Source organism: Nocardioides sp. NPDC058538, assembly GCF_042719275.1.
Lineage (GTDB): Bacteria > Actinomycetota > Actinomycetes > Propionibacteriales > Nocardioidaceae > Nocardioides.
The window spans coordinates 1-26,801 of sequence record NZ_JBHXNY010000016.1; the positions used below are offsets into that span (position 1 = coordinate 1).

A 26,801-nucleotide genomic window follows, 5' to 3' on the forward strand; every position below is an offset into this window, starting at 1 on the left:
TCGGCCGAGTTGGCACCGCGTTGCCAACTCGGCCGACGGGGGCGACGCTTCGATCAGAAGCGGCGGGTGGAGTAGGTCGGGGTCAGGGCGGCCTTGATCTCGCGGAGCCAGGCTTCGAGACGGTCGCCGGTGAAGTCGCCCTTTCGTACGATCACGATCGTCCAGCCGTGATCGATCAGCCAGCCTCGGCGCTCTTCGTCGTAGATTCGCTGGTCGGGGTCGTCGTGGTCCTCGCCGTCGTACTCGATCGCGACCTTGGCGAGCCGATAGGCGAAGTCGAGGCGGTAGGTCGGGATTCCTTCGACGTCGACCCAGACCTGTGCCTCGGGAAGAGGAAGTCCGGCGTCACTGATCGCGAGCAAGGTCCACGATTCGCGCTGGGACTCGAGGCGACGATTCAGAAGCGGGACGAGCTCGCGGATCTGGACGACACCGCGCCGGCCGCGAAAGCGGGGCAGCTGCTCATCGAGAAGGCTCCGGGTGATCCCATGGTGCCTGGCGAACTCGTTGAGCGTTGCCATCGCCTCCCGCCGATTCAGGTTGCAGCCGAGGTCGAGCGCGGTGCGTAGCGGTGTCGTCACCCGTACGCCTCCGATGACCTCGATGTCTTCGGGCAGGAGATCGCGCGAGCGACCGTCGGTGCCCGGGCGCCGCGTGCGGGTGTGACCACGGACGGCACACGTCTCCACGGCTGGAAGCTGTTCCATCTCGGTCTGGGTGAAGGTGTTGATTCCGTGCACCCAGGCGGCGGTCCGGTCACTGATCACCTGGTGCTCGGACACCACCTGCACGAGCGCCTCGGCGCGCTTCACCGGATCGTCCTCCGCCTGCGCGGCGAGATAGACGCCCCGGAACGGACGGCGTACGTCCCCATGGCTGATCGCCTGGGCGAGGGCGTATCGGTTGGTCGCGACCGACTCGATGTCGGACGTGGTGAAGGGACGCTCCGGCAAGCGGCTGTCGGTCTTGACGAGTGAGAGATTCATGGTCGCAGCGTGCGACAGGTTGCGTACGAAGTCATCCGTCTTCTCAGAGGCTGTGGATAACTTCGGACTCAGCGTGACCTGTGGACGCAAACTGGCCCGTCACCCGTGACGCTTCGGCCGACCGGAGTGACGCCTCGGCCGATGGGGCGGACGCCTCGGCGCGGTGGGTCAGCGCTGGCCCTTGAGAGCCCGGGGGATCTCCTTGCCCTGCGCGATGGCCTTCTCAGGGGCCTTGACCTTCTTCACCTTGAGTACGCCGACGAAGCCGAGCAGGGCGGCGAGGAGGACGTAGAAGCCGAAGACGATGAGGAAGGACCAGTGCAGGCCGAGGCCGGTCAAGTTGATGAAGTAGGCCGCCGAGACGGAGAGCATGATCACGGCGAGTACCAGCAGGAACGCGGCCGAGGCGAAGAGACCGACGCCGACACCGGCGTTGGTCATCGAGACCTTGAGCTCCTGTTTGGCGAGCGTGATCTCCTTGTTGACGAGCTCGGAGATGTCGCGGGTGGCGTCGACGACGAGCTTTCCGATCGTCGGGTCCTCGTCGCCCGGGGACTTCACGATGTCGACTGCCATGGGAACCCTTCGCTGAACGTGTGTTGGGGAGCGCCCACGACCTTACCGGTCCCGACCCTGATCATCCTCGAACACGTCCGGCACGCCGTCCTTGTTGGCGTCGAGAGTCTCGACCTGCTCGATGCGGCGGTAGACCCGGTTGCGGGCACGCAGCACCACCGTCGCCAAGGCGGCGGCCAGGACGGACCCGAAGAGCACGCCCACCTTCATGTGGTCATGGGCGCTGGGATCGGAGTGGAAAGCCAGCTCGCCGATCAGCAGCGACACGGTGAACCCGATGCCCGCCAGCATCGCCATCCCGATCACGTCCCACCAGGCGAGGTCATCGTCGAGCGAGGCCTTGGTGAACCGAGCCAGCAGCCACGTCGAGCCGGAGATACCGATGGTCTTGCCGACGACCAGGCCGAGGATGATGCCGAGCGTGATCGGGTCGCGCATCGCGCTGGTCACCCCGTCCCAGCCACCGAGAGACACGCCGGCGGCGAAGAAGGCGAAGATCGGCACCGCGACACCGGCGGAGATCGGCCGGACCAGGTGCTCGAAATGCTCCGCGAGCCCGCGCTTGGCCTCCGGGTTGCGGGCGATCACGGGCACGGTGAACCCGAGCAGCACCCCGGCGACGGTGGCGTGGACACCGCTGGAGTGGACGAGGGCCCAGGCGATCAGGGCGAGCGGGAGGAGCAGCCAGGGGCTGCGTACGCGACGCTGCACGAGCACCGCGAAGAGCCCGATCGGGATGAGCGCGAGCAGCAGGTAGCCGATGTGCAGCTCCGAGGTGAAGAAGACCGCGATGATGGTGATGCCCAGCAGGTCGTCGACAACGGCGAGGGTCAGCAGGAACGTACGCAGCCCGGCAGGCAGATGCGTCGAGATGACCGCCAGGATCGCGACCGCGAAGGCGATGTCGGTGGCCACCGGCGTGGCCCAGCCGGCCAGCGAGCCGTCGCCGATCAGGTTGACGGCCACGTAGACCAGCGCCGGCGCGACCATGCCGCCGACCGCGGCCGCGATCGGCAGCGCGGCCCGCCGGGGGTCGCGCAGGTCGCCGGAGACGAACTCCCGCTTGAGCTCCAGGCCGGCGACGAAGAAGAAGATCGCGAGCAGGCCGTCGGCCGCCCAGGCCCCGATGGTCAGATCGAGATGAAGAGCCTCCGGCCCGACCCGGAAGTCGCGGACCGCCTCGTACGCCTCCTGCCACGGGCTGTTGGCCAGGATGACCGCGATGATCGCGGCGATGATGAGGAGTACGCCGCCGGTCGTCTCGGCTCGCAGGATCTCAGCCGTCCGCGAGGTCTCCAGCCAGGAGCCGCGGGTGAAGAGGCGGTTGCGGGTGTCGGTCACGGATGGGCCTCCAGAGGCTCAGGGGTCGACGATGTCACGCCGACCAGACTTCCCGGCACACCTGATCTCGACCCTAGCAAGCACCGTGGCCAGGGACAGGATGGTGCTCAACTTGGGGCCCCTTTCGACTGGGAGGCAAGCGTAAACGGAAGCAAACACAAATAAACTCATCGAACAGAGAGTGAGTTGCTGCACAAATGCCCCGACAGGCACCGGATTCCGTTGCATAGTGGATGAGCCCTCACCGAATGGTGGGGCCGCTCCGGTCGCGCCGAGGCCCGTCACAACCGGAGGAGAGTCGATCCGACCACGGTGGCGGGCACGGGGGAGCCGAGCAGCACGCCGGAAGCCAGAGACAAGGCGGACCGGCTAGGGGTGAAGGCGCAGACGAGACCAGCGCCCGGGCAACAGCAGCCCGAATCCGACAGGTGAACCTTCGCAGGCGTCGCTGCAACAGGGGAACCTCGAATGACCGGATCGTGTGTCCGTGCGCTTTCGTGCGCCTACAGAACGATGACAGTCGGCCTCGCGACCGCCCTTGTGGTCGGTCTCGCGCTCGCCGCCGCTCCCAACCAGTCCGCCACGGCAGCTTCCCCGCCGGGCGCAAATGCCCAGACCAGCGCCAACACCAGCGCTCAGACGAGCACCCACACCACCAAGAAAAAGAAGAAGAAGTCGCGCGGGCTGCGAGCGCTGCGTCGCGTCAAGAGCCAGGCCGGCGACCCCTACTCCTATGGCGCCAACGGCCCCCACGCCTACGACTGCTCGGGCCTGACCCAATGGGTCTACAAGAAGCTCGGCCGCAAGCTGCCGCACAGCTCGTCGGCCCAGGTCGGCCACACCTTCAAGGTCAAGAAGCCACGCAAGGGTGACCTGGTCTTCTTCTACGGCAGCGGCGGCGTCTATCACGTCGGCATCTACGCCGGGAAGCGCGACGGTCGCCGCTGGGTCTGGCATGCGCCCGGGTCGGGTGAGGCCGTCGCGAAGGACCCGATCTGGACCGACAGCCACTTCATCCGCCGGGTGAAGTACAAGAAGCACTAGAACGTACGCAGCGGCCCGGCCGCCCCGCGAGGGGTGACCGGGCCGCTGTGGGACCGTCCGTGATCACTCGTCCGTGGCGGTCGTCTTCCCGGCGGCGATCAGATCCATGATCGTCTGATCGGCAAGCGTGGTCGTGTCGCCGACGCCGCGACCCTCGGCGAGGTCGCGGAGCAGTCGCCGCATGATCTTCCCCGAGCGCGTCTTGGGCAGCTCGGGAACGATCATGATCTGCCGCGGCTTGGCGATCGGGCCGATCTCCTTGCGGACGTGGTCGGAGAGCTCCTTGTGGCAGTCCTCCGGCGACCCGTCGCGCAGGATGACGTACGCCACAACGGCTTGCCCCGTGTCGGGGTCGGTCGCACCGACGACCGCCGCCTCGGCGACGTAGGGGTGCGAGACCAGCGCCGACTCGATCTCGGTCGTGGAGAGGCGGTGGCCGGACACGTTCATCACGTCGTCGACGCGGCCCAGGACCCAGACGTCGCCGTCCTCGTCCTTCTTCGCGCCGTCGCCGGCGAAGTAGAACCCTTGATCCTTGAACCGCGCCCAGTAGGTGTCGATGTAGCGCTGGTCGTCGCCCCAGATCGTACGCAGCATCGACGGCCACGGCTGGGTCAGCACGAGGTAGCCCCCGGCGCCGTTCGGGACGGAGACGCCGTTGTCGTCGACCACGTCGGCGCCGACGCCCGGCAGGGCCTTCATCGCCGAACCCGGCTTCCCATGGGTGACCCCGGGGAGCGGCGAGATCATGATCGCGCCGGTCTCGGTCTGCCACCAGGTGTCCACCACGGGCACCGAGGAGCCACCGATGACGTCGCGGTACCAGATGTAGGCCTCGGGGTTGATCGGCTCACCGACGGAGCCGAGCAGGCGGACCGAGGAGAGGTCGCGGCCGTCCGGGATGGCGCGCCCCTGCTTCATGAACGTCCGGATCGCGGTCGGCGCGGTGTAGAAGATCGTGACGCCGTACTCCTCGATGATCTGCCACCAGCGACCCTTCTCCGGGAAGTCCGGGGTGCCTTCGTAGAGCACCTGGGTGGCGCCGTTGGCCAGCGGTCCGTAGACGATGTAGGAGTGGCCGGTGATCCAGCCGATGTCGGCGGTGCACCAGTAGACGTCGGTCTCGGGCTTGAGGTCGAAGACCTCCCAGTGCGTGAACGCCGCCTGGGTGAGGTAGCCGCCGGTGGTGTGCAGGATGCCCTTCGGCTTCCCCGTGGTGCCTGAGGTGTACATGACGAAGAGCGGGTGCTCGGCATCGTGCGCCACCGGAGTGTGCTCGGTCGACGCCGACGACACGACATCCGACCACCACTTGTCGACCGAGTCGTTCCAGTCGACGTCCTGGCCGGTGCGCTTGACCACGAGTACGTTCTCGACCAGGCCGGGCTGGGTCGCCTCGACCTTGGTGACCGCCTCGTCCACGGCGGGCTTGAGCGCCGAGGGCGCGCCGCGGCGGTAGCCGCCGTCCGAGGTGACGATCAGCTTCGCGCCGCAGTCGACGACGCGGGTCGCGAGCGCGTCGGCGGAGAAGCCACCGAAGATGACGGTGTGGATCGCGCCGATCCGCGCACAGGCCAGCATCGCGATGACGGCCTCGGGGATCATCGGCATGTAGATCGCCACCCGGTCGCCCTTGCCGACGCCGAGGGCCTCGAAGGCGTTCGCGGCCCGGGACACCTCGTCCTTGAGCTCGGCATAGGTGATGGTGCGTTTGTCGTCGGCCGGCTCGCCGACCCAGTGGATCGCGACCCGGTCGCCGAGCCCGGCCTCGACGTGGCGGTCGACGGCGTTGTAGGCGACGTTGATCTCGCCACCCTCGTACCACTTCGCGAACGGCGGGTTGTCCCAGTTCAGGACACGGTCGAACGGCTTGGCCCAGGTGAGCCGCTCCGCGGCGGCGGCCCAGAACGCGTCCCGGTCCTCCTCAGCGGCGGAGTAGGCGTCGGCCTTGACGTTGGCAGCGGCGGCAAGCTCGGCCGGGGGCTCGAACCGGCGCTTCTCGTGCAGCAGGTTGGACAGGGTCTCGTCGCTCACAGTGACTCCTACGTACGAAAAATGTGTGGCTCAAGCCACAGGGTAGTGCGGGGGAGAGAATGATGGCGGGCCGTCGCACAACACCTGTGTACGACGGCCCGCCGTGATGGATCAGTGCGTGATCGCCTTCTCCGAGCCGGCGCCGGTGAGAGCGCGCACCTCGAGCTCGACGTAACGCTCAGCGGTCTCCGGCTCCTTCGACGTCACCGTGCCCAGCCAGCCCAGGAAGAACCCGAGGGGGATGGAGATGATGCCGGGGTTCTCCAGGGGGAACCAGGAGAAGTCGATGCCGGCCGGGAACAGCGAGAGGCTGTCGCCGGTGGCCGGGTCGACCTTGCCGGAGACGACCGGCGAGAAGAAGACCAGACCGACACAGGAGATCAGGCCGCCGTAGATCGACCACACCGCACCACGGGTGTTGAAGCGCGCCCAGAACATGTTGTAGATGATCGCCGGCAGGTTCGCCGAGGCGGCGACCGCGAAGGCCAGTGCCACGAGGAACGCGATGTTCAGCGACTGCGCCGGGATGGCCAGCAGGATCGCGACCAGGCCGATGCCCGCCGCGGCCCAGCGAGAGACCTTCATCTCCTCCTTCTCGGTGGCCTTGCCACGCTTGATCACCGAGTTGTAGATGTCGTGGGCGACGGAGACCGAGGAGGTCAACGTCAGACCCGCGACCACGGCGAGGATCGTGGCGAAGGCGACCGCCGCGATGAGCGCCAGCAGTACGGCGCCGCCGACGGAGCCTTCACCGCCACCGACCTCCTGGGCGAGCAGTGGCGCCGCCAGGTTGCCGGCCTTGTCCAGGGTGCTCGGGTCGACCAGCGCGGCCGCACCGAAGCCCAGGACCAGGGTGAACAGGTAGAAGACACCGATCAGGCCGATCGCCCACAGCACCGACTTGCGAGCATCAGCCGAGGTCGGGACGGTGTAGAAGCGGATCAGGATGTGCGGCAGGCCGGCGGTGCCGAGCACCAGGGCGAGCCCGAGCGAGACGAAGTCCAGCTCGCTGGTGAAGCTCAGGCCGTACTTCAGCCCGGGCTGCAGGAATGCGTCGCCCTTGCCCGAGGCGTCTGCGGCGGAGCCGAGCAGCTCGGAGAGGTTGAAGCCGAACTGGGCGAGCACCAGGATCACGATCAGCGCCGAGCCGGTCATCAGCAGCACGGCCTTGACGATCTGGACCCAGGTGGTGCCCTTCATCCCGCCGACGGTGACGTAGAAGATCATCAGCGCGCCGACGAACAGGATCACGATGTTCTTGACGACCTGGTCCTCGACACCGAGCAGCAGGGCCACCAGGGCGCCCGCACCGACCATCTGGGCCAGCAGGTAGAAGATCGAGACGACAACCGTGGAGGTCGCCGCCGCCAGCCGGACCGGGCGCTGCTTCATCCGGTACGCCAGCTGGTCGGCCATCGTGTAGCGACCCGAGTTACGCAGCACCTCCGCGACCAGGAGCAGCGCCACCAGCCAGGCGACGAGGAAGCCGATCGAGTAGAGGAACCCGTCGTAGCCGGACAGGGCGATGGCGCCGGAGATGCCGAGGAACGACGCCGCCGACATGTAGTCGCCGCCGATGGCGAGACCGTTCTGGAAGCCGGAGAAGCCGCGGCCACCGGCGTAGTAGTCGGCCGCGGTCTTCGTCTGCCGGCTCGCCCAGAAGGTGATGCCGATCGTGACCGCGACGACCGCGAGGAAGAGGACCGTGGTGAGGATCTGGCTACCGTCCATCAGAGCTGCCTCTTCTCGATCTCGTATTCCTCGTCGAGCTTCCGAGCCAGCGGGTCGAGGTGCTTGTTGGAGTAGTTGGCGTAGAGGTAGGCGATGCCGAACGTGGTCGCGAACTGGAGGAGCCCGAAGACCAGCGCGACGTTGATGTTGCCGACGAGCTTGGTGTTCATGAAGTCCTCTGCCCAGTTGGAGCAGAACACGTAGAGGAGATACCAAGCCAGGAATGCCACCGTGGCCGGGAATACGAACTTCCGGTACGCCGACCGCAGAGCGCGAAACTCCGCCGTGGCGTGCAGTCTGTCGTAGACCGGGTCGTGCCGGTGGGCTTGGTCGTGCGCTTCTTCGCTCACGGTCTAACCCTTTCGTTGACGAGGCCGTCAACCGTGGGGGTGGATGACGGACGACGTGTGATCGCAGTCACATTAGGGGTATGTCGGACCGCTCGTCGCGGGGTGACGCGCGGTCCCTCGGTGGGCGGCGCCGTCGAGCGACGAGCGGTCGATTTCGTACGCCGAATGGCTGGTCTAGCCGCGGCGTCCGCCGCCGCCCGACGTGCCGCCGCCGGGCTGGGTGCCACCGCCGTCGGGCGGATGGATGCACCCTGGACACGGACTGCTGCTGTCGGTCAGATGGTGGATCTGGCGGGCGAGGATCACGACCTCGGACAGCTGCCGCGTCTCGCCCGGCATCGTGAGACCGAGACCGTACGTCGCGTTGAACGCCCATACGTCCACACCCGCGCGGACCGCCGCCCTCCGTGCCAGGTCGTAGGCGGCGTCGTAAAGGGCGGGCACGTCGACGGAGACCAGGCGAGCCATGTCCCGCACGGAGCCTTCCTCGACCAGCCCGCCGAGGTAGGCCTTGATGATGTGGACGACCTCGTTGCGTCCGACGTCGGGGATGTCGAGGGTGCTGGCGACCGCGGCCGCCGCGGCCTCCGCGAACCGGTCGGTCCGTGCCTCCTGCTGCGACCTGGCCTGCTGCGTCTCGTCGAGCTCCGCGAGCGCCTCGCTCACATCCGGATCACCGGGCAGCACTGTGACCGTCGCCGGACGTGGATCCTCGAGGCGGAGGGTCGCCGCCTGGAACCGGCCGAGCTGGCGGGCGATGGCGAGGGCACTGTCCGAGGCCGGCCGCCCCGGCTCGGCGGGCGCGGCATCCTGGACCGCCACGACAACCGGCTTCAGCTGGGCGGTGGCGCGGCGGTTCGTGGTGAGGTACTGGTGGATCTGCTCGTACGCCGCCTCTTGGCCCTGCTCTTGCTGAACGTGCCGCGTCTCGAGGACGTACCGCTCCTCCACCTGCCGCTTCCACGCCCCCTCGGAGATCGGCACCGCGGTGATGGTGAAGACCAGCGCGACCATCAGGCCGATGTTGATCCCGGCCAGCGTGCGCTTCCCGGTGTTGAGCACGCCGAAGACCGGCAGCCGGACCTCGTCGAAACGCTGCGGCCACCGCAGCACGAGGAAGCTGCTCACGGCGAGGGTGGTGTAGACGGTCAGCCAGTACGCCCAGTGCACCGCGGTCAGCGCCTGCGCCCTCTCCAGCACGGCCCGGATCGCCGTGACCTGGGTCGCGTCGAGGGTGAGGATCTCCGCCAGCCACACCAGCATCAGGGAGAGCAGCAGACCGAGCTCGACCGACCATACGATGTCCGCCGCCGCGCGCGCAGTGAGCCGCCGGGCCGCCCGCATCGCCAGCCAGCCGCACCACGAGAGCCACACCATGATGAGGAAGACCACAGGCGCGACGTACGTCGTGGAGAGCAGATTGCCGAAGAAGACCTGCTCGCCGACGAGAGTGGCGACGGCGACACCGCCGAGGTGCGGGACAGCCTGCACGGCGAGGTCCTCGGACTCGTCGAATCGTCGATAGGCCTGAAACACGGCCCAAGCTCCGAAGCCCGAGATCAGGGCGGCGGGAAGCAAGCGGTCGGGCCACCACCAGAGCAGGGCGGTGATGATCGGCACCCAGGCAAGGGCGACGAGCGCGGCGACGCGTCCGAACCGTCGCTCCCGCCACCACCCGGCCGCCGGCGCGACCGCGACCGCGTCGATCGCCAGCAGTGCCACGCCGACCAACACGCCCAGAAGGAGCCCGACGAAGGCTCCCAGCAGCGTCACGAGTACCGCTAGAGCCAGGTCACGGATCCCGTCGACCTCGCGCCCCGCGACCGCATGCCACGCGCCCAGCAGGCCACCGGCCGTGACCACGTACCCACTCATCGGGCCCGCGACGTCGGGGGCCTCGTCGCCGGCTGGCTCCGTGGGAGCCGGTTGCATCACGGGGTTCTCCATCGTCCTCGTCTCCCGGATCGACGTGAGGAGCATGTGCGCCACGGTGCCCACGACAGTTCGCCAGACTAGCGATGAGGACGCCGACCTCGCCGGGGTTTCGAGCCGCTGCCTGCGTGGGCCCAGCGGTCCCGGGACGAATGAAAATTCGTTCGTGCTCAGATGGGTGAACGAATTTTCGTTCATCTGGTGGCGGGCGGTGTTGGGGCGGCGGCGCGTCGAATCGATCAAGCGCTAACCTACGCCGCCATGACCTCCGATATTCCGGGCCTTGCCGCCCGTTGGCTCCAGTGGGCGGCCTCGTCAGATGAGTCATCCTCGCCGATCGCGGACGCGTCGGGCGAGTTCGCCGGGCACAAGCAGCCGACGGACGTCTGGTTCGTCGCAGGGAACTTCGGCGGTGTGTCGTCCCGACGCTTTGACGTCCCAGCCGATAGGCCGCTGTTCATGCCCGCCTTCTGCATGTGGTCGCGCAACGCGCTGACGAACTCGGACGTTCCCCAATCCTTCGGAACGGTGAAACTCGACGGCGGCGATATTCCCATGGCTGTGAACTCGGCTGGACCTGTCAGGGTGCGAGGCGCACTCGGAAACCCCGTGAACGGGGCGTCGCTGTTCGGGACGAGGATGCATGTCGCCGGCCACTGGGCGTACGTCGAGCCGCTCGCTCGCGGCCTGTACCTGCTGGAGATTCACGGCGGGGACGGTCACGGGTGGACCACCTCGGTTCGTGCGGAGATCACCGTCTCCTGAGGGTCAGCGCTGCACGGCGGACGTGGTGACGGGCTCGACCGTGGGCTCAGGGGAGTGCAGGCGGACCAGCAGCCGGGTGGTGTGAGCCGGGACGTGGGAGGCGGAGGCGAGGCTGACGACGATCATGACGGCGAAGGAGAGCGGCACCGCCCACAGTGCGGGCTGGGTGAGCGCGACATCCGCCCAGGTGCCCGTACGCGACCCACTGATCGTGAACACCACGGCCGACCCCGTGGTGACCAGGCCGGTGACCAGGCCGGTGGCGGCGCCGTAGGCGGTCAGCCGGCGCCACCAGATGCCGAGCAGGAGCAACGGGCAGAAGGTGGCGGCGGCGAGAGCGAAGGCCAGCGCGACCCCGCGGGCGACCCCGACACTGGGGGTCAGCAGGGCGCCGATGACCGGGACGATGACGGCGACCAGCGAGGCGATCCGGAAAGCGGCGACTCCGCCGAAGCGGCTGCCCCTTCGGCGTAGGAGGGGGACGACCACGTCCTGGGAGAGTACGCCGGAGACGGCGATCGCCAGGCCCGACGACGTCGAGAGGAAGGCTGCGAAGGCTCCGGCGCAGACCAGTCCGGTGAGGGCATCGCCCGCCCAGCCGGGGACCATCAGCCGGGGCAGCTCCAGCACCAGGGTGTCGGCGGAGGCGGGGGTGGCCGCGTACACGCGCCCGAGGAGGCCGAGGATCGGTGGCAGCAGGTAGAAGACGCCGAGGAGGGCGAGCACGACCAGGGTGGTGCGGCGGGCGGCGCGGCCGTCGGGGTTGGTGTAGAAGCGGACGCCCACGTGCGGCAGGCCCATCGTGCCGAGGAAGGTCGCCGCGATCAGCGAGTAGGTCGCGTAGAGGCCGGTCGAAGTGTCGGTGCCGATGGGCAGCGACCACGTCTGGCTGAGGTCGGCGCGGGGCGCGCCGTCGTTGGCCCAGACCGCGACCAGCACTCCGACGGGCACCAGCAGGGCGGTCAGCTTGAGCCAGTACTGGAAGGCCTGCACGAACGTGATCGAGCGCATCCCGCCCGAGAAGACGCTGACCAGCACGACCGTCCCGACCAGCACCGGTCCCACCCAGCGAGGTGCGTCCGCGACCAGCTCCAGGGTCAGCCCGGCGCCCTGCAGCTGGGGCAGCAGATAGAGCCAGCCGATGCTCACGACCAGCAGCGAGCAGAGCCGCCGCACCCCTGTGGAGGCGAGCCGCTCCTCGGCGAAGTCGGGCAGTGTGTACGCCCCTGACCTGCGCAAAGGTGCCGCGACCAGGGTCAGCAGCACGAGATAGCCGGCGGTCCAGCCGATCGGATACCAGAGCATCTCCGCGCCGGAGGTGAACACCAGACCGGCGACCCCGAGGAACGAGGCGGCCGAGAGATACTCCCCGCCGATCGCGCTCGCGTTGAGGCCGGGCCGCACCGATCGCGAGGCGACGTAGAAGTCGCTCGTGGTCCGGCTGAACCGCAGCCCCCAGGTGCCGATGGTCAGCGTCGCCAGGGTGACCAGGGTGACCGCGACGATCGCGGGGGCGGAGTCGAGGGTCATTGCGTCTCGTCGTCCGAGCGGAGCAGGTCGGCATAGCTGGCCTCGTTGCGCTCGGCGCCGCGCAGGTACCAGCGGCCGAGGAGGAACAGGAACGGGTAGACCAGCACCCCGAGCAGCAGCCAGGGGAGAGGTACGCCGAACGGCGCGGTGCGCACCAGGCCCGGGGCCAGCCAGAACAGCAGCGGGAGCGAGCCGACGCCGAGGAAGAGCACCGCCAGGGTGCGGAGGGCGATCGAGAGCTGGGCGCGCATCAGCGAGCCTAGGTAGACCTCGCCGAGGCGGGTGTCCTCGTCGACGTCGACCCGGCGGACGGCCGGGCGTCGTCGGGGCGGTCCGGTGACGCGTACGCGCTGTGGTTCTGTCATGGGGATCGGGTCATGAGCGTCGGGCGAGCAGGTCCTTGAGCTGGCGCGTGTGCCGGCGGCTGACCTGCAGTTCGGTCCCGCGGGCGGAGCCGCCGACGACGACCGAGCAGCGGCCGGCCTCGGACCGCACCTCGGTCACGTGGGCGAGGTTGACGAGGAGAGAGCGGTGGATGCGTACGAACCGGGCGGAGGCCCACTCCTGCTCCAGCTGGGTCAGCGGGACCCGCACCAGATGGGACGCGTCGGCGGTGTGCAGCCGGGCGTAGTCGCCCTGCGCCTCGACGTGGGTGATCTGGGAGCGCCAGACGAAGCGGGTGACGCCGCCGAGCTCGACCGGGATCTGTACGTCGCCGCTCGGCTCCTCCTCCGGCATGCTGCCCATCAGCCGGGTGACGGTCTCCGCCAGCCGCTCGGCGCGCACCGGCTTGAGCACGTAGTCGACGGCGCGCAGGTCGAAGGCCTCCAGTGCGTGCTCCTCGTGAGCGGTCACGAACACGACCGCCGGCGGCGTCTTGAACCTCGCCAGCAGGCGGGCCAGCTCGAGCCCGTTGAGACCGGGCATCTGGATGTCGAGGAAGACCGCGTCCACGCCCGACCCCTGCAGCTGCTGCAGCCCGTCGGTCGCGTTCAGGCAGGTGCGCACCTCCGCCACCCGCGCGTCCTGGGTGAGCAGGTAGGAGAGCTCGTCGGCTGCCGGCGGCTCGTCGTCGACGACCAGGATTCTCAGCCGGCCCCCGGGCGCTCCCTGTCGCGCGGCGAACGCCTGCGTGGTTCGGCCACTCATGTGTGCACTCCTGGGGCGAACTTCGGGATTCTGAGGATGACCTTCGTACCGGCGCCGGGGGCGGTCTCGACCACCAGGCCGTAGTCGTCGCCGTAGGCGTTGCGGAGCCGGGCGTCGACGTTGCCGAGCCCGACGGAGTCGGCGCCGCCGGCCAGCGCGTTGCGTACCTTCTCCGGGTCCTCGCCGGCGCCGTCGTCCTCGACCTCGATCACGCATTCGGTGCCGCTGTCGGCGGCCCGGATGGAGATGTGGCCGGTCTGCGCGTCGGCCAGGCCGTGGCGTACGGCATTCTCGACCAGCGGCTGCAGGCACAGGAACGGCACCGCGATCGGCAGCACCTCGGGCGCCACCGAGAGCCTCACCGAGAGTCGCTCGCCGAAACGGGCCTGCTCCAGCAGCAGATAGCGCTCAACGGAGCGGAGCTCCTCGGACAGCGTGGTGTATTCGCCATGGGTCCGGAACGAGTAGCGGGTGAAGTCCGCGAACTCCAGCAGCAGCTCGCGCGCACGCTCCGGATCGGTGCGTACGAAGCTGGCGATCGCCCCCAGCGAGTTGTAGATGAAGTGCGGGCTGATCTGAGCGCGCAGCGCGCGCACCTCGGCCTCCATCAGACGCCGCCGCGACGCGTCGAGCTCGGCCAGCTCCAGCTGACCGGAGACCCACGTCGCGACCTCGTCGGTTGCGCGGACCATCATCGCCGAGGTGTCCGGGGCGTACGCCTGCAGCGTGCCGACGAGGTGATCGTCTACGACCAGCGGGCTGACCACGGCGGAGTGCAGCGGGCAGCCCGCCTGGCCGCACTCGAGGTCGACCCGGTCGTAGAACCTTGTCGCGCCGTGCTCCAGCGTCCCCTCGGCCAGCTTGGTCACGTGCTCCTGGTGGTGGGTGCCGATGCCTTCCCAGGCGAGCAAGCCGTCGGTGTCGGTGATCGCGAGCGCCGGGGCGGCCAGGAGCGCCTGCAGATGTGGAGCAGCGCGCTCGGCGCTGTCGACGGTCAGGCCGCCACGCAGTGCCGGGCTCGCCAGCGATGCGTTGTGGAGGGTGCGGAAGGTCGCCCGATCGGCTTCTGTGCCCAGGTGGGTGCGCCTCCAGCGCCGCATCCGCTCTCCTCTCGCCGCTCACCGATAATTGTGACGGCGCCCACGCTATCTGTCACCCGGGCCACCGCAGGGGCGCGAGGTAGGTTTGCGGCATGCGATTGAGTCGAGTGATCCCGGGTCTGCTGGCTGTCGGCGTAGCGGGCGCGGGCGCCGCCTTCGTGATCGGCATGCGCAACAAGTCGCCGTGGTTGCAGGACCGCGTCCGCGCCTTCTCGAAGCGGTTCGCCGCCGAGGCCCTCAAGACCGCCGGGACCGAAGGCGCCACCAACGGCGTCGTCCTCCATGTCGGCCGCTCGAGCGGACGGCAGTACGCCACCCCGGTCACGCCGATCCCCACGCCGGACGGCTTCGTCGTCTTCCTGCCCTACACCTCGAAGGTCGACTGGGCCCAGAACGTCCTGGCCGCCAACTCGGCCACGATCGTCCACGACGGTGTCGACTACCGTGTCACCGATCCCCGGATCGTCTCCTACTCCGAGGTCGAACCCCTGCTCCCGAAGACCGACCGCGTCGTCCGCGCCGTCTTCGATGTCCAGGAGTTCCTCCGCGTCACCAACGCGGACTGATCGTCGTCGGGTTGGCGGGACTCGAACCCGCGATCGCCTGGACCCAACCCAGGAGGGATAGCCGCTTCCCCACAACCCGTTTCGTGTCTTCACGGGCGCGGTCGCTGCTGCATGCCGTCCACGGTAGACGGGACCGGACCCCGGGTGCACACCATTTGTCGGTGCGCGCCCGGGGTCCGGAAGGGGACGTACGTCAGTTGCTGACCGGGAACGCGAGCAGCGAGCCCGGGTGGGTGAGGTCGGTGGTCGGCGCGTCGCCCTCACCGCGGACGAGGCCGGCGGTGTCGGTGATCGCGTAGACCGTCTTGCCGTCGGGGCTGACGATGGTGGCGCGGAACCGGTCCTGGTCGGTGTGGAGCGGCTCGACCGCGACCACGTCGGTCTCGATCGAGTTGAGGCCCAGTCGGTAGATCGTGCCGTCCTTGAGGCTGGTCATGATCACCGAGTTCTCCCAGCCCGGCATCGCCCGGCCGGTGGCCGGCTTGTAGTAGGTCAGGCTGGAGGGCGCGATCGTCGGGTAGCAGATGTAGTAGAGCCCCGACTCGTCGCACGGGGCGCCGGTGAAGTCGTGGTCCCAGGTGACCGAGGTGCCGAAGGTGTCCAGCGGCTCGGTGAAGAGCGCGGCGAACTCCGACTCCTGCCACGTCGGCACGTCATCGTGGATCTCGAAGTCCGAATGCGTCAGCTCCGCACAGGCCGTCGGGGACGAGGCGCTCCAGTCGCCGTAGACGTAGGCGGAGTCGTCGTCCTGGTAGCCGGCGACGTTCGGCCAGCCGTAGTTGCCGCCCGCCCGGAGCAGGTTGATCTCGTCGTCGGTCTTCGGACCGTGCTCCGCCTCGAGCAGCTTGCCGGACGCGGTGAAGGTGAAGCCCTGCGGGTTGCGGTGTCCGTAGGTCCAGATGTGGCTGCGTACGCCGCCGATCGTCGGGTTGTCGGTCGGGATGGAGCCGTCGCGGTTCAGCCGCAGCGTCTTGCCCTGGTAGGCGAACCAGTCCTTGGCCGCGACCTCGGCCGCGGTCGGGAGGGTCTGAGCCTGGTTCTGGCGGCAGGCGAGGGAGTATTGGTTGGTGCCCTGGTCGCCGATCGAGTAGTAGAGCTTCCCGTCCGGACCGATCAGCAGGCGGCCGGCCTGGTGGTCGATGCTGCCGGGCAGCCCGGAGATGATCGTGACCGGCTTGACCAGCTTCTTGGTGGCGTCGTCGTAGCTGTAGCGGACGATCTTGGTGCGCCGGGTCTCACCCGTGGACTCCTCGGCCTGGCCGGAGTCGTAGGTGAACGAGACGTACGCATAGCCGCGGTCGTTGTTGACGACCGATGGTTCCACGGCCAGACCCAGCACACCGTCCTGGCCGCTGGAGACGGCCTGGGTGGAGAGGTCCAGGAGGGTGCGCTTCGCGCCGGTCGTCGGGTCCACGCTGAGGACCGAGCGGCCGCTCTTCTCGGTGAGCCAGAGCTTGTCGCGTGCTCCCCAGACGAGGGAGTAGGGATTGTTGAGGCCGTCGGCCACCACGCTCGGTTCGCCCAGCGTCGGCTCGGCGCCGGTGGCCGCGGTCGCGGTCGCGGGAGGAACGGTGATGGTCAGCGCTGCCAAGGCGGCGGACCCGACGGCGAGACTCAGGCTTCGTTTGATGCTCATGAGACGTACTTCTTCTCCAGGGGAAGGGGGAAATGAAGGAAAATGCAGCAGCGGTCCTCCCCGAGATGTGGCCGTTGCCACGAGGACGCTCGCGCGAACTATGGCGGAGATGAGTTGTTCTGGCAACGACCTCGTTCCGGCCTCGAGCGGTAGGTTGCGGAGCGTGGGATATGAGCTGAGTGACCGGTTGGTCGTCGGGATCGCCTCGAGCGCGCTCTTCGACCTCACCGAGTCGGATGCGTACTTCCGCGAGCACGGCGAGAAGGCCTACCGCCGCCACCAGGACGAGCGCATCGACGACCCGCTCCGGCCGGGTGTCGCGTTCCCGTTCATCAAGCGGCTGCTGAGTCTCAACGACCTGGCGGCCGACGCCGACGACGGTCTCGTCGAGGTGATCGTGGTCTCGCGCAACGACCCCAACACGGGGCTGCGGGTGATGCGCTCGATCGAGCACCACGGCCTGCCGATGACCCGCGCCGTCTTCACCCAGGGCCGCTCTCCCCACCCCTACATCGGCGCGCTCGGGATGTCGCTGTTCCTCAGCGGCAACCGCGAGGACGTCATCGCAGCCAGCCGCGAGGGGTTCCCGGCCGGTCACGTGCTGCCGTCGGCGGCGACGTACGACGAGACCGACCGCTCCGTCGTCGTCGCCTTCGACTTCGACGGTGTGCTCGCCGACGACGGCTCCGAGCGGGTCTTCCGCGAGGAGGGGATCGAGAAGTACCGGGCCTACGAGGCGAGCCGGAAGGCCGAGCCGCTCGAGCCCGGGCCGCTGCAGCCGCTGCTGCGCGACCTCAACCGGATCCAGCGGATCGAGGAGCAGCGCCGCCTGGAGTCCCCTGAATATGAGCCGCGGCTGCGGATCGCGCTGGTCACCGCTCGCGGCGCCCCGGCCCACGAGCGGGCGATCCGGTCGCTGCAGTCCTGGGACGTCTACGTCAACGAGGCCTTCTTCCTCGGTGGAGTGGAGAAGGTACGAGTGCTCGAGGTGCTCCGCCCGCTGATCTTCTTCGACGACCAGACGACCCATCTGGACGAGGCGGTCGAGTCGATCGCCGGGGTCCACATCCCCTATGGCGTGGCCAACGCCGACGATGTTCCCGCTGGTCAATAGCGCTTTACAGTTCATCCACAGGAGGTTCTCATCTGGTGGATGGGCCCTCGCATATGTCACCCTGGGCGGAGTTGTACAGATTCTGTTCACTTGAGAAGTGCGAGGAGTTCACTCGATGACTTCGGCTATGTGTGCCAAGTGCACCGAAGACGAGGAGATCCGGGTTCTCTCGCGTTCGGCGGGGGGCCGCCGGCGGCTGATGTGCTGCAGGTGCGGGTACGCGTGGGAGAGCGGGCGCTCCGGCCCCGCCCGGAGGGCTGGCCTGTCGGGCCTGTTCGGAGCGGCCTGACGCGTGTGCGGCAGAGCATGCGCCATCAGCTGCTGACGGCGTCGACCGGCTGGCCGGCGAGCATCGCGTCGTACGCAACTCGGGCCGTGTCCTGAGCCGTGGACCAGTCCGAATTGTCGAAGTCCGTGTCCGGGTCACAGGCGTCATCCCAGATGCAGTCCTCCCAAGTGTCCGCGGACACGGCGTAGATCGACAGCGCGTCGTCTGCTGCCCGATACGCCGAGTCACATGCCGGCGTGAGACTCCCGGTGTCGACCCGGTTGCCGAGGACGGCCGCGTCGGAGACCGCATCCGACAGGTCAGCCTGGGTGATGCCGACCTCCGCACGCGAAGAGGCATCGAGAACGGCTTCTACGAACTCGCCGATCTCCTCGCGGCAGGTCTCGATCGCCTTGACCTCCGCCGCACGCTCTCGTGCGGCGTCGCGTTTTGCAGCGTCGGCGGCCGTCTGTTCAGAGCGATAGCTGAGCAGGAGCCCCGCGCCGAGCAGGGCCATGAGGGAAAGAACGACGGCGAGGACGGCGCCGAGGACCCAGGGCCACCGCGGCCGAGAAGGCTCCGAAGTGGGCACTGCGTAGGTGGGTGGTGCGGACCAGTCGGGCTGGTCGTTCCAGCTGGGGCCTTCAGGACCGGTGGACATGAGGATCTCCTTGTGAGCTGATGTCTGATACCCGAGACGGATCCGGGGCAGCGATGGTCACTGCCCCGGATGAGGTGCGCTACTTCAGGCCGAGCGCGAAGTGGGTCTCGCCGCGGCCGAAGAGGTCGGATACCTGGAGGACGCCGCCGGCGGCCTTTGCCGGAGGTACGTCGAAGACGAGCTTGCCCTTGGTGGCGAGGTCGGGCTGCATGTCCCGGAGGACGAGCGACTCGTCGCCGAGATAGATCGCGGCGTCGGAGCCCTCGTACTTCGTCCCGTCCTTGGCGATGAACACCGCGGCGGTGTCCATGAACGTCTTGGTCTCGTCCTTCGTGTTCTCGATGGTGAGGTCGACGACCACGAAGACGCCGTCCGCCTGCTCGCCGAACTCGCCGCCGACGCTGTCCTGGGTGCTCGCGCCGGTGACCGTGTAGGCAGTGCCCTCCAGCTTCGCGGTCTGGCCGATCTTGAACGGGCGCTTCGCGGATCCCTGCTTCGCCTTGTCCGCCTTCGGTTCCTCGCCTGCGGCCGCGCTGGGAGTCGTGTCGGTCGTGGTGCCGGCAGGGGCGTCCGGGTCGCCACCGCCACTGGCAGCGCCGACCATGCCGCTGATGAGCAGCACTCCGGCGACGACGCACGCGCCGATCAGGGCACCCTTGGAGTCGGTCGTATGGCGGCTGAAGTTGCCGTACTCGTCGACGCGCAGGACCAGGCTCTGGCGCCGGTTGATGTGGGCGATGAGCAGCCAGGCGAGCGACCACAGTCCGCAGGTGAAGATCGTGAGAAGCAGGTGCAGGACATGGTTCGTGCGACCGCCCTTGGCAAGCACGGTGTAGTAGTCGGTCTGCGACTCGATCCGCCAGCCGCCGTCGGCGACCTCCTTGGCGACGGCCTGGGACATCTGCTGCCGTACGTTCGCGGTCGGCTCGTTGGACATTGTTTGCTCCCTCCCTGTGGCTGCGGAGTTGCAGCTCGTGATGAGAGAAGGTTGGAGCCAGGCAACGTTGTCGGCCACGAAGATCGCCGATAAGGGGCATTAACAGCGATTCATCAGTTCGACGCTCGATGTTCGGCTTATCGTGAGGGGGACACCAGGCGAGCAGGAAGGGGCATGACGTGGAGCGGGCCGCACCGACGCTAACCATGCAAGACATCGCCGACGTGGCACGCGTCAGCCGCCCGGCCGTGTCGATGTGGCGCCGTCGCCCCAACGTACGTGGACGGGTGATCCCGTTCCCGAAGCCGGTCGACATCGTTGCCGGCATCGAGCGATTCGACCGCGACGAGATCGTCGCATGGCTGGCCGAGACGGGCCGAGGGAACAACCCGGACCACGCGTACGACGCTCCGACCCTTGCCGCCCCGGTCGGCGCCGACCCCGAGATGGTGGTGTCCTTGCTGTGTCTCCGCGCGCTCGGGGTCGACGAGCTCGGGCCGCTCGCCCCGGCCGGGGTCGCTGCGGCCGCGGCTGAACGCGATCCCGAGGACGCGCTGGTGCGGCGCGAGCTGGCCGACGCGGCGCTCGACGCCGCGACGCTGCGCTATGTGGACGACCTGGTCGAGGGTTCCTACGGGCTCCCCGACGCGCTGGCGCGGGTCGGATCCGGCAGGTTGCGGCGTGAGACACAGGACCTGGGGTTGGCCGCTGACCTGCTGGCGATGCTTCGCGCCGTCGTCGAGGCCGCCCGCCTCCATCTCGGCGACGACGTCGCGCTGGACCCGGGTGGTGACGTCCACATCGCCAGCACGCTCGTCGAGGGGTTCGCCGGTCTGCTGCTCGGTGAGGATGACGCCGCCCGACGCTTGCATCGCCGGGCCGTCGTCGCGGGAGTCGAGGTGGTGGACCACGCAGCCAGTTCCGTACGCGTGGTGTCGGTGCTCGGGCTCACGGACCTGGAGGCGCTGGAGGCGGTCGACGAGGCCGTGCTCGAGCTCGGTCCGTTCGACGCGGCCGTGGTTGTCGGATCCTCGGCACTTCTCTGCGACCGGCTCGCCGGTGACCTGGACGCTCAGCGTGCGCAGACATTGCGGTCCGGCAACCTGGGTTTCGCCGCGAGGCTCCCCAGGGGCATGCGCAAGGACGCCGCGCGACAGGGCTTGGGTCTTTGGGTCCTGTCCGGTCGGGTCCACACCGACCGGGTCCGTGTGGCCGACCTGACCGGGGCCGATCTCGATCTTCCTGACCTGGCCTCCGACCTCAGCGGGGCACTGGCCCAGACCGAGGATCGCGCGTTTCGCTACGCGCTCGCGGTCGATCTGGCACCGGTCCGCGCCGGCAAGGCGTCGTTGGTGCCGCGCGGGGCGGTGGCCCCTCGCCTGGGCACGGCCCAGGCGCGCGACCATCTCGACCGGGTCCACGCTGCCACCCTGACCACGAGCGCACCGCTGACGGGTTTCGACGTGGACGTCGACCGGGCGCCGGGGTCGGTCGTGCTGCGCCAGCGCTCGCTCGCCGAGCTCTGCGACGCCGGGCAGCTCAAACGCATCCGTGGCGCTCGGATCGACCTCGATCACGCCGACCCGGATGGGACCGTCCCGGTCCTCGCGGCAGACGGGTCGACCAACGGCGTACGCCTCGATCCGTTCGACGCCGAGCGGCACTACTCTCATGCCGTGAGGACCGAGCCCGGGGACGTCGTCTTCAGCGACAAAGGCACCCCAGCGGCAGCCGTGGACGAGACCGGCGGTGCGATCGTGAGGTCGCCGTCGCGGATCCTGCGGCCGAAGGTGGGTGCGCCGTTCGGCCCCTACGCGTTGGCTGCGATCATCAACCGGCAGCCCGGCGGCGAGTGGGAGACCTGGACTGTCCCGGTCCTGGCCGCCGAGGCCGCCGACGCACTCGACGGCACCCTGGCCAGCATCGACGGCCACATCGACGAGCTGCGCCGGCGCCTGGCCGCAGCCCACGAGCTCCAGAACGCACTCATCGACGGAGTGGCCGCAGGCACGGTCATCCTCGACACCGACCACCAGTCCGACAGCACGCAGAGGATCCAGAGGAGAGCAGGCTGATGCCACCGCGCAAGAAGAAGGACCCGTCGACACCGTCGACGATGGACGAGCTCAAGGACATGCTCTGGAAGGCTGCCGACAAGCTCCGCGGCTCGCTCTCGGCGGCGCAGTACAAGGACGTCATCCTCGGCCTGGTGTTCCTGAAGTACGTCTCGGACGCCTTCGAGGAGCGCCGCGAGACGATCCGCACGGATCTGCTCGCCGACGGCTATGACGAGGACCAGATCGCCGACCTGATCGACGACGCCGAGGAGTACCAGGGTTACGGCGTCTTCCTCGTCCCCGCCCAGGCCCGCTGGCAGCACCTCGCCGAGAACGCCAAGGGCAAGCCCGCGATCGGCGACGAGCCGGGCCGCACGATCGGCTCGCTCGTCGACGAGGCCATGGACGCGATCATGAACGCCAACGAGTCCCTGCGCGGGACCTTGCCGCGGCTCTACAACAAGGACAACATCGACCAGCGCCGCCTCGGCGAGCTGATCGACCTGTTCAACTCGATGCGCTTCTCCCGCCAGGGCGAGCATCGTGCGCGCGACCTGATGGGGGAGGTGTACGAATACTTCCTCGCCAAGTTCGCCGCAGCCGAGGGCAAGCGCGGAGGCGAGTTCTTCACGCCCCCGTCGGTGGTACGCACCATCGTCGAGGTCCTCGAACCGACCTCTGGTCGCGTCTACGACCCCTGCTGCGGCTCGGGCGGCATGTTCGTCCAGGCCGAGAAGTTCATCGAGACCCACGATGGCGACCCGACCGCGATCTCGGTCTACGGCCAGGAGGCCAACGAAGAGACCTGGCGTCTGGCGAAGATGAACCTCGCCATCCACGGCATCAACAACTCCGGCCTCGGCCCCCGCTGGGGCGACACCTTCGCCCGCGACATCCATCCCGATGTCCAAGTCGACTACGTGATGGCCAACCCGCCGTTCAACATCAAGTCCTGGACCCGCAACACCGAGGACCCCCGCTGGAGGTTTGGGGTGCCGCCGGCGAACAACGCCAACTACGCCTGGATCCAGCACATCCTCTCCAAGCTCGCGCCCGGCGGTAAGGCCGGTGTCGTCATGGCCAACGGCTCCATGTCGTCCAACTCCAACGGCGAAGGCGACATCCGCGCCCAGATCGTCGAAGCCGACCTGGTCTCGTGCATGGTCGCTCTCCCGACTCAGCTCTTCCGCTCCACCGGCATCCCCGTCTGCATCTGGTTCTTCGCCAAGGACAAGGGGTCCCGCGCCGGCGAGGTCCTCTTCATCGATGCCCGCAACCTCGGCTACATGGTCGATCGCGCCGAGCGCTCGTTGAGTGATGACGACGTCGCCAAGATCGGTAACACCTACCACCGCTGGATGAATAGCCCCTCGACTAGCGATCAGCCAGCGCTGTTTGAGTCGTCGCAACCGTCGGTCGAGCCCGCGAGCGAATCGAGCGGTGTCGAGACCAACGCAGTCGCGTCGTACGAAGACATCCCCGGCTTCTGCAAGTCGGCGACCCTCGCCGACATCAAGGCCGCCGACTACGCCCTCACCCCCGGTCGCTACGTAGGCACCCCCGAAACCGAAGACGACGGCGAGCCGTTGGATGCCAAGATCACCCGTCTCACGACCGAGCTTCTGGAGGCCTTCGACGAGTCCGCTCGCCTCGAGAAGGCCGTACGCCAGCAGCTTGAGCGGATCTCATGACCGCATCGTCGATGCTGCTGAAGGATCTGTTGGTTGCGACCAAAGATGGCGACTGGGGCCAGGAGACCCTGGCCCCAAACCACACGCCGCGCTATGTGATTCGAGGCGCAGACTTTCCGGACGTTCCACATCGGAAGGTCGACAGGATTCCATTGCGTTACCTGCCCGATCGAACAGTCGATAGGCGGACGCTTGAAGCCGGGGATATCCTCCTTGAGACCGCCGGGGGAACCCAGGGGAGGCCAACCGGGCGCACGGTTCTTATTACCCAGGAACTCCTGGACGCCATCCCCGGCAAGGTGATCGGAGCCAGTTTTACTCGCTTCCTGCGCGTCAACGAAGCGCTGGTCGACTCGCGGTACCTCTACTGGTATCTGACTGCGATCTACCGCCGTGGCGAGATGGCGGAGTATCACGTCCAGCACACTGGGGTTGGACGATTCCAGTACACAACCTTCGCCGCTAACAAGCAGATCCCCCTCCTGCCGCTGGAGCAGCAGCGCTCCATCGCCGAGGTCCTAGGTGCCCTCGACGACAAGATCGCCGCCAACGACCGCCTCATCGTGTCTGCGGACCGGTTGGGCAGCGCCTTGTTGCGTCAGGCCCTGGTTGACCGGTCGGTGCCGCTGGTCGAGGTTGCAGTGGTGACAATGGGCTCGTCACCGCCTGGCACGAGCTACAACGAAGATGGCATCGGGATGCCCTTCTATCAAGGTGTCCGCGATTTCGGTGTGCGGTTCCCTACGCGACGCGTCTGGACGACTGCACCAGTCCGGACGGCGACGGAAGGCGACGTGCTGTTGAGTGTTCGCGCCCCCGTCGGTCGCACCAATGTCGCCAATGAGCAGCTCTGCTTGGGGCGCGGTGTCGCCGGCCTCCGGCCGCGGGACGGCCGCTCAGCCACCCTCCTTCACCAGGTACGGGCGGCCCACGAAGCGTGGGCCCCTTACGAGGCCGAAGGCACCGTCTTCGGTTCTATCAACAAGGGCCAACTCGAATCCATCGACCTCCCGGCCGTCGATCCGGTAGTAGGCGAGGTACTCGACGATCAGTTGGGGGCGCTCGAAACGCGCATTGCGACAGCGTTAGAGGAGAGCCGCCGCCTCGCCGCAACCCGCGACGAACTCCTCCCCCTCCTGATGTCCGGAAAGCTCCGCGTGAAGGACATCGGTACAGCAATTCCGGCCTGACCTCGGATCGGGTCGTCACTTCCCCCACACATTCGTGGAAGTGACGACTCGACAGGCGACTGGCGGCGTCACTTCCACGCACATGTGCGGTTCTGGCGCCACCGGACCGGCCCTGTGCGCTGGCTGAATTTGAGTAAGCGGCTCCGGCAACCGAGCGTGTCGCCGCATCCTCGTGAACAAGTGTGACAAAGTCTGACTAAGTTGAGGAAGTGTGAAAAAGTAGGTGGGATGAGGATGGAGACCAAGGCGCTCGTCGAGCAGATGCGACGCATCGACGCAGAGATGTCGGGCGTCGAGGTCAAGGCTGGGGTCGGTGGGCTTCCGACCACGACGGTCGAGACGATCAGCGCCTTCGCCAATCTCGACGGCGGCACCATCATCCTGGGACTCAGTGAAGAGGACGGCTTCGCCCCGGCATCCGGATTCGATGCCACACGCATCCGCGATGCGCTCGCGAACGCCTGCGCCAACCTCGTCGAGCCACCGTGTCGGGCCCAGGTCGAGATCGAGGAGTTCGAGAACGCCGCTGTCGTCCGTCTCGACGTGCCCGAGCTCGATCCGGTCGAGAAGCCCTGCTATCTGAAGAAGCCGGGCGCCTACGGGGGCTCGTTCATCCGCGGCGGCGACGGCGACCGGTTGCTGACCCACTACGAGGTCACGCAGCTGCTCTCGAACCGGATGCAGCCGACGTACGATCAAGAGGTTGTCGAGCGTGCGTCGGTCGCTGATCTCGACACGGACCTGGTCGCGACCTACCTGGCACGCGTGCGCCGACATTCACCGCGTCTGCGCCGCGACGAGGACGAGCAGCTTCTGATCAAGCTCGGCGTGCTCGCGCCAGGCCCTGACGGGGTGGTCAAGCCGACCCTCGCGGGCCTGCTTGCTCTCGGGTCCTACCCGCAGCAGTTCTTCCCTCAGCTGTTCGTGTCCTTCGTGGCTCTGCCGGGACTCAAGATGGGGGAGACCGACCCGGAGGGGCGACGATTCCTCGACAACGCGTCGTTGACCGGGCCGCTCCCCGTGATCGTCGCGGACGTGATCGCGATGGCGATCCGCAACATGCGCGTGGGTGCGATCATCGCCGGCATCGGCAGGCGGGATGTCTACGACTATCCGCTCGACGTCATCCGCGAGATCGTCGTGAACGCCCTGATGCACCGCGACTACAGCCCGGATGCACGTGGGAGCCAGGTTCAGATCGAGCTCTATCCGGATCGGCTGGAGGTGAAGAGTCCCGGAGGTCTCTACGGTGCGATCACGGTCGCCGACCTTGCTGCCGACGAGCACCACTCGACGTCCCGGAACCAGACTCTGGCGGCGATCCTGGCCGACGTCGAGGTCGAGGGCCAGCCGGGCGAGGCGCTGTGTGAGAACCGCGGATCCGGCCTGCACACGGTGATGACCGAGCTGCGGCGCGCGGGAATGAGTCCGCCTGCGTTCATCGTTCGTCCAGGCCATCTGACAGTCCGAGTCCCGCAGCACGCTCTGCTGGGCCCCGACACGATCGAGTGGATCGGGTCGCTCGGCCAGCGTGGTCTGACCGATGCTCAACACCTGGCACTTGCCATGATGCGTACGACCGGTCGGACGACCAACGCGATGCTTCAGGCCTGGGGCATCGATCGCATCGCCGCTGGTCAGGCGCTGGAAGATCTCGTTGACCGAGGGGTTGCGTTCAGTCGTGGAGGTCGGCGCTACGCGGCGTACCACCTCATCGAAGAAGCCCTTCCGCTGGAGATTGTTGACGCCGAGCCGGACGACGCGGATGTGACGTCTCAAGGGTTTGCTGGTGTCACCGCCGACCTCGATGCGGTCGTTCAAGCGATCCGGGCGGGTCACAACAGCAGAAAGGCGATCCAGGATCAGCTCCGCATGTCGCAGAGCACCGTTTCCAGGCGACTGAAGCAGCTGGAAGATGATGGAGTCATCAGAAGGCTGCACCCGGGGCGGAGCAGTCGTCAGCGGTATCGGGTGGTCGAGTAATCGGTTGTTGCGCCAGTCTGGCCTCGTCTTCGCTTGCATTTGATGAATCGGCCTCGGGAGTCGCTGAGACCGACTGAACTCTCGCCTCGTCGGTCAGGATGCGATGATCCGCTCCAGCTCGTCGCGAACCATGGCCAAGTGGTGACAGGCAAGCGGGATA

Annotated in this window: 22 protein-coding genes and 1 tRNA gene; 8 read left to right on the forward strand and 15 right to left on the reverse strand. The window is 67.9% G+C overall.

Annotated elements, in window-relative coordinates; translation table 11 throughout:
- Positions 1–53 precede the first annotated feature (53 nt).
- The 3 genes from ACFWQC_RS15605 to nhaA form a co-directional block, all read right to left on the reverse strand.
- Positions 54–986 carry a DUF559 domain-containing protein gene (locus ACFWQC_RS15605; protein ID WP_378679474.1) on the reverse strand — a complete coding sequence of 311 codons (933 nt, stop codon included), beginning with the start codon at positions 984–986 and terminating at the stop codon, positions 54–56.
- 168 nt (positions 987–1,154) lie between these two features.
- Complete coding sequence (locus ACFWQC_RS15610; protein WP_378679477.1) at positions 1,155–1,562, reverse strand: phage holin family protein; 408 nt, start codon at positions 1,560–1,562, stop codon at positions 1,155–1,157.
- Between the two features lie 42 nt (positions 1,563–1,604).
- Entirely contained in the window at positions 1,605–2,903 is a 1,299-nt protein-coding gene (gene nhaA, locus ACFWQC_RS15615) for a Na+/H+ antiporter NhaA (RefSeq protein WP_378679480.1), read from the reverse strand.
- A 513-nt stretch (positions 2,904–3,416) separates the two neighbouring features.
- Here nhaA and ACFWQC_RS15620 point away from each other — a divergent pair.
- On the forward strand, positions 3,417–3,947 hold the full coding sequence (locus tag ACFWQC_RS15620; protein ID WP_378679482.1) for a C40 family peptidase: 531 nt from the start codon (positions 3,417–3,419) through the stop codon (positions 3,945–3,947).
- 63 nt (positions 3,948–4,010) lie between these two features.
- Here the strand turns inward: ACFWQC_RS15620 and acs are convergent, their stop codons facing one another.
- The 4 genes from acs to ACFWQC_RS15640 all read right to left on the reverse strand — a co-directional run bounded on the left by acs (position 4,011) and on the right by ACFWQC_RS15640 (position 10,042).
- Positions 4,011–5,981, reverse strand: a complete 1,971-nt coding sequence (gene acs, locus ACFWQC_RS15625; protein WP_378679485.1) for an acetate--CoA ligase — start codon at positions 5,979–5,981, stop codon at positions 4,011–4,013.
- Positions 5,982–6,092: 111 nt separating this feature from the next.
- On the reverse strand, positions 6,093–7,712 hold the full coding sequence (locus ACFWQC_RS15630; RefSeq protein WP_378679488.1) for a cation acetate symporter: 1,620 nt from the start codon (positions 7,710–7,712) through the stop codon (positions 6,093–6,095).
- Positions 7,712–8,062 (reverse strand): DUF485 domain-containing protein, encoded by a 351-nt coding sequence (locus ACFWQC_RS15635; RefSeq protein ID WP_160025759.1) that lies wholly within the window; start codon positions 8,060–8,062, stop codon positions 7,712–7,714. The genes ACFWQC_RS15630 and ACFWQC_RS15635 overlap by 1 nt, the downstream gene beginning before the upstream one ends.
- A gap of 174 nt (positions 8,063–8,236) precedes the next feature.
- The gene (locus tag ACFWQC_RS15640; protein WP_378679491.1) at positions 8,237–10,042 is read right to left on the reverse strand and encodes a hypothetical protein; all 1,806 of its coding nucleotides are present in this window, start codon (positions 10,040–10,042) and stop codon (positions 8,237–8,239) included.
- A 126-nt stretch (positions 10,043–10,168) separates the two neighbouring features.
- On the opposite strand from ACFWQC_RS15640, the gene ACFWQC_RS15645 reads away from it, so the two are divergent.
- On the forward strand, positions 10,169–10,759 hold the full coding sequence (locus ACFWQC_RS15645; RefSeq protein ID WP_378679494.1) for a hypothetical protein: 591 nt from the start codon (positions 10,169–10,171) through the stop codon (positions 10,757–10,759).
- Positions 10,760–10,762: 3 nt separating this feature from the next.
- Here the strand turns inward: ACFWQC_RS15645 and ACFWQC_RS15650 are convergent, their stop codons facing one another.
- The 4 genes from ACFWQC_RS15650 to ACFWQC_RS15665 are packed head-to-tail and all read right to left on the reverse strand — an operon-like array spanning position 10,763 to position 14,538.
- Positions 10,763–12,289: a cation acetate symporter gene (locus tag ACFWQC_RS15650; RefSeq protein ID WP_378679497.1), complete on the reverse strand. Its 1,527-nt coding sequence runs from the start codon at positions 12,287–12,289 to the stop codon at positions 10,763–10,765.
- Positions 12,286–12,654, reverse strand: coding sequence for a hypothetical protein (locus ACFWQC_RS15655; protein WP_378679500.1), 369 nt, complete (start codon positions 12,652–12,654; stop codon positions 12,286–12,288). The genes ACFWQC_RS15650 and ACFWQC_RS15655 overlap by 4 nt, the downstream gene beginning before the upstream one ends.
- 10 nt (positions 12,655–12,664) lie before the next feature.
- On the reverse strand, positions 12,665–13,438 hold the full coding sequence (locus ACFWQC_RS15660) for a LytTR family DNA-binding domain-containing protein (RefSeq protein ID WP_355229787.1): 774 nt from the start codon (positions 13,436–13,438) through the stop codon (positions 12,665–12,667).
- Positions 13,435–14,538, reverse strand: coding sequence for a histidine kinase (locus ACFWQC_RS15665; protein ID WP_355021132.1), 1,104 nt, complete (start codon positions 14,536–14,538; stop codon positions 13,435–13,437). The genes ACFWQC_RS15660 and ACFWQC_RS15665 overlap by 4 nt, the downstream gene beginning before the upstream one ends.
- A gap of 92 nt (positions 14,539–14,630) precedes the next feature.
- Between ACFWQC_RS15665 and ACFWQC_RS15670 the strand changes: the two genes are divergently transcribed.
- A complete protein-coding gene (locus tag ACFWQC_RS15670) occupies positions 14,631–15,104 on the forward strand; it encodes a hypothetical protein (protein WP_378679504.1) in 474 nt (157 codons plus the stop codon).
- A gap of 6 nt (positions 15,105–15,110) precedes the next feature.
- Here the strand turns inward: ACFWQC_RS15670 and ACFWQC_RS15675 are convergent.
- Positions 15,111–15,183: transfer RNA gene (locus tag ACFWQC_RS15675), tRNA-Pro, on the reverse strand.
- Between the two features lie 114 nt (positions 15,184–15,297).
- Positions 15,298–16,740 carry a glucose/sorbosone family PQQ-dependent dehydrogenase gene (locus ACFWQC_RS15680; RefSeq protein WP_378679507.1) on the reverse strand — a complete coding sequence of 481 codons (1,443 nt, stop codon included), beginning with the start codon at positions 16,738–16,740 and terminating at the stop codon, positions 15,298–15,300.
- A 163-nt stretch (positions 16,741–16,903) separates the two neighbouring features.
- On the opposite strand from ACFWQC_RS15680, the gene ACFWQC_RS15685 reads away from it, so the two are divergent.
- Complete coding sequence (locus ACFWQC_RS15685; RefSeq protein WP_378679510.1) at positions 16,904–17,854, forward strand: 5'-nucleotidase; 951 nt, start codon at positions 16,904–16,906, stop codon at positions 17,852–17,854.
- Positions 17,855–18,168: 314 nt separating this feature from the next.
- On the opposite strand, the gene ACFWQC_RS15690 is transcribed toward ACFWQC_RS15685, so the two are convergent.
- Complete coding sequence (locus ACFWQC_RS15690; protein ID WP_378679513.1) at positions 18,169–18,783, reverse strand: hypothetical protein; 615 nt, start codon at positions 18,781–18,783, stop codon at positions 18,169–18,171.
- A 79-nt stretch (positions 18,784–18,862) separates the two neighbouring features.
- Entirely contained in the window at positions 18,863–19,720 is an 858-nt protein-coding gene (locus tag ACFWQC_RS15695; protein WP_378679516.1) for a DUF4352 domain-containing protein, read from the reverse strand.
- Between the two features lie 206 nt (positions 19,721–19,926).
- Between ACFWQC_RS15695 and ACFWQC_RS15700 the strand changes: the two genes are divergently transcribed.
- From ACFWQC_RS15700 to ACFWQC_RS15715, 4 genes are all read left to right on the forward strand, one after another.
- Positions 19,927–21,795, forward strand: coding sequence for a hypothetical protein (locus ACFWQC_RS15700; RefSeq protein WP_378679519.1), 1,869 nt, complete (start codon positions 19,927–19,929; stop codon positions 21,793–21,795).
- Positions 21,795–23,468: a type I restriction-modification system subunit M gene (locus ACFWQC_RS15705; protein WP_378679522.1), complete on the forward strand. Its 1,674-nt coding sequence runs from the start codon at positions 21,795–21,797 to the stop codon at positions 23,466–23,468. The genes ACFWQC_RS15700 and ACFWQC_RS15705 overlap by 1 nt, the downstream gene beginning before the upstream one ends.
- A complete protein-coding gene (locus ACFWQC_RS15710) occupies positions 23,465–24,658 on the forward strand; it encodes a hypothetical protein (protein WP_378679525.1) in 1,194 nt (397 codons plus the stop codon). Before ACFWQC_RS15705 ends, ACFWQC_RS15710 begins: the two co-directional genes overlap by 4 nt.
- 228 nt (positions 24,659–24,886) lie before the next feature.
- Entirely contained in the window at positions 24,887–26,641 is a 1,755-nt protein-coding gene (locus tag ACFWQC_RS15715; protein ID WP_378679528.1) for an ATP-binding protein, read from the forward strand.
- Positions 26,642–26,801: the final 160 nt, after the last annotated feature.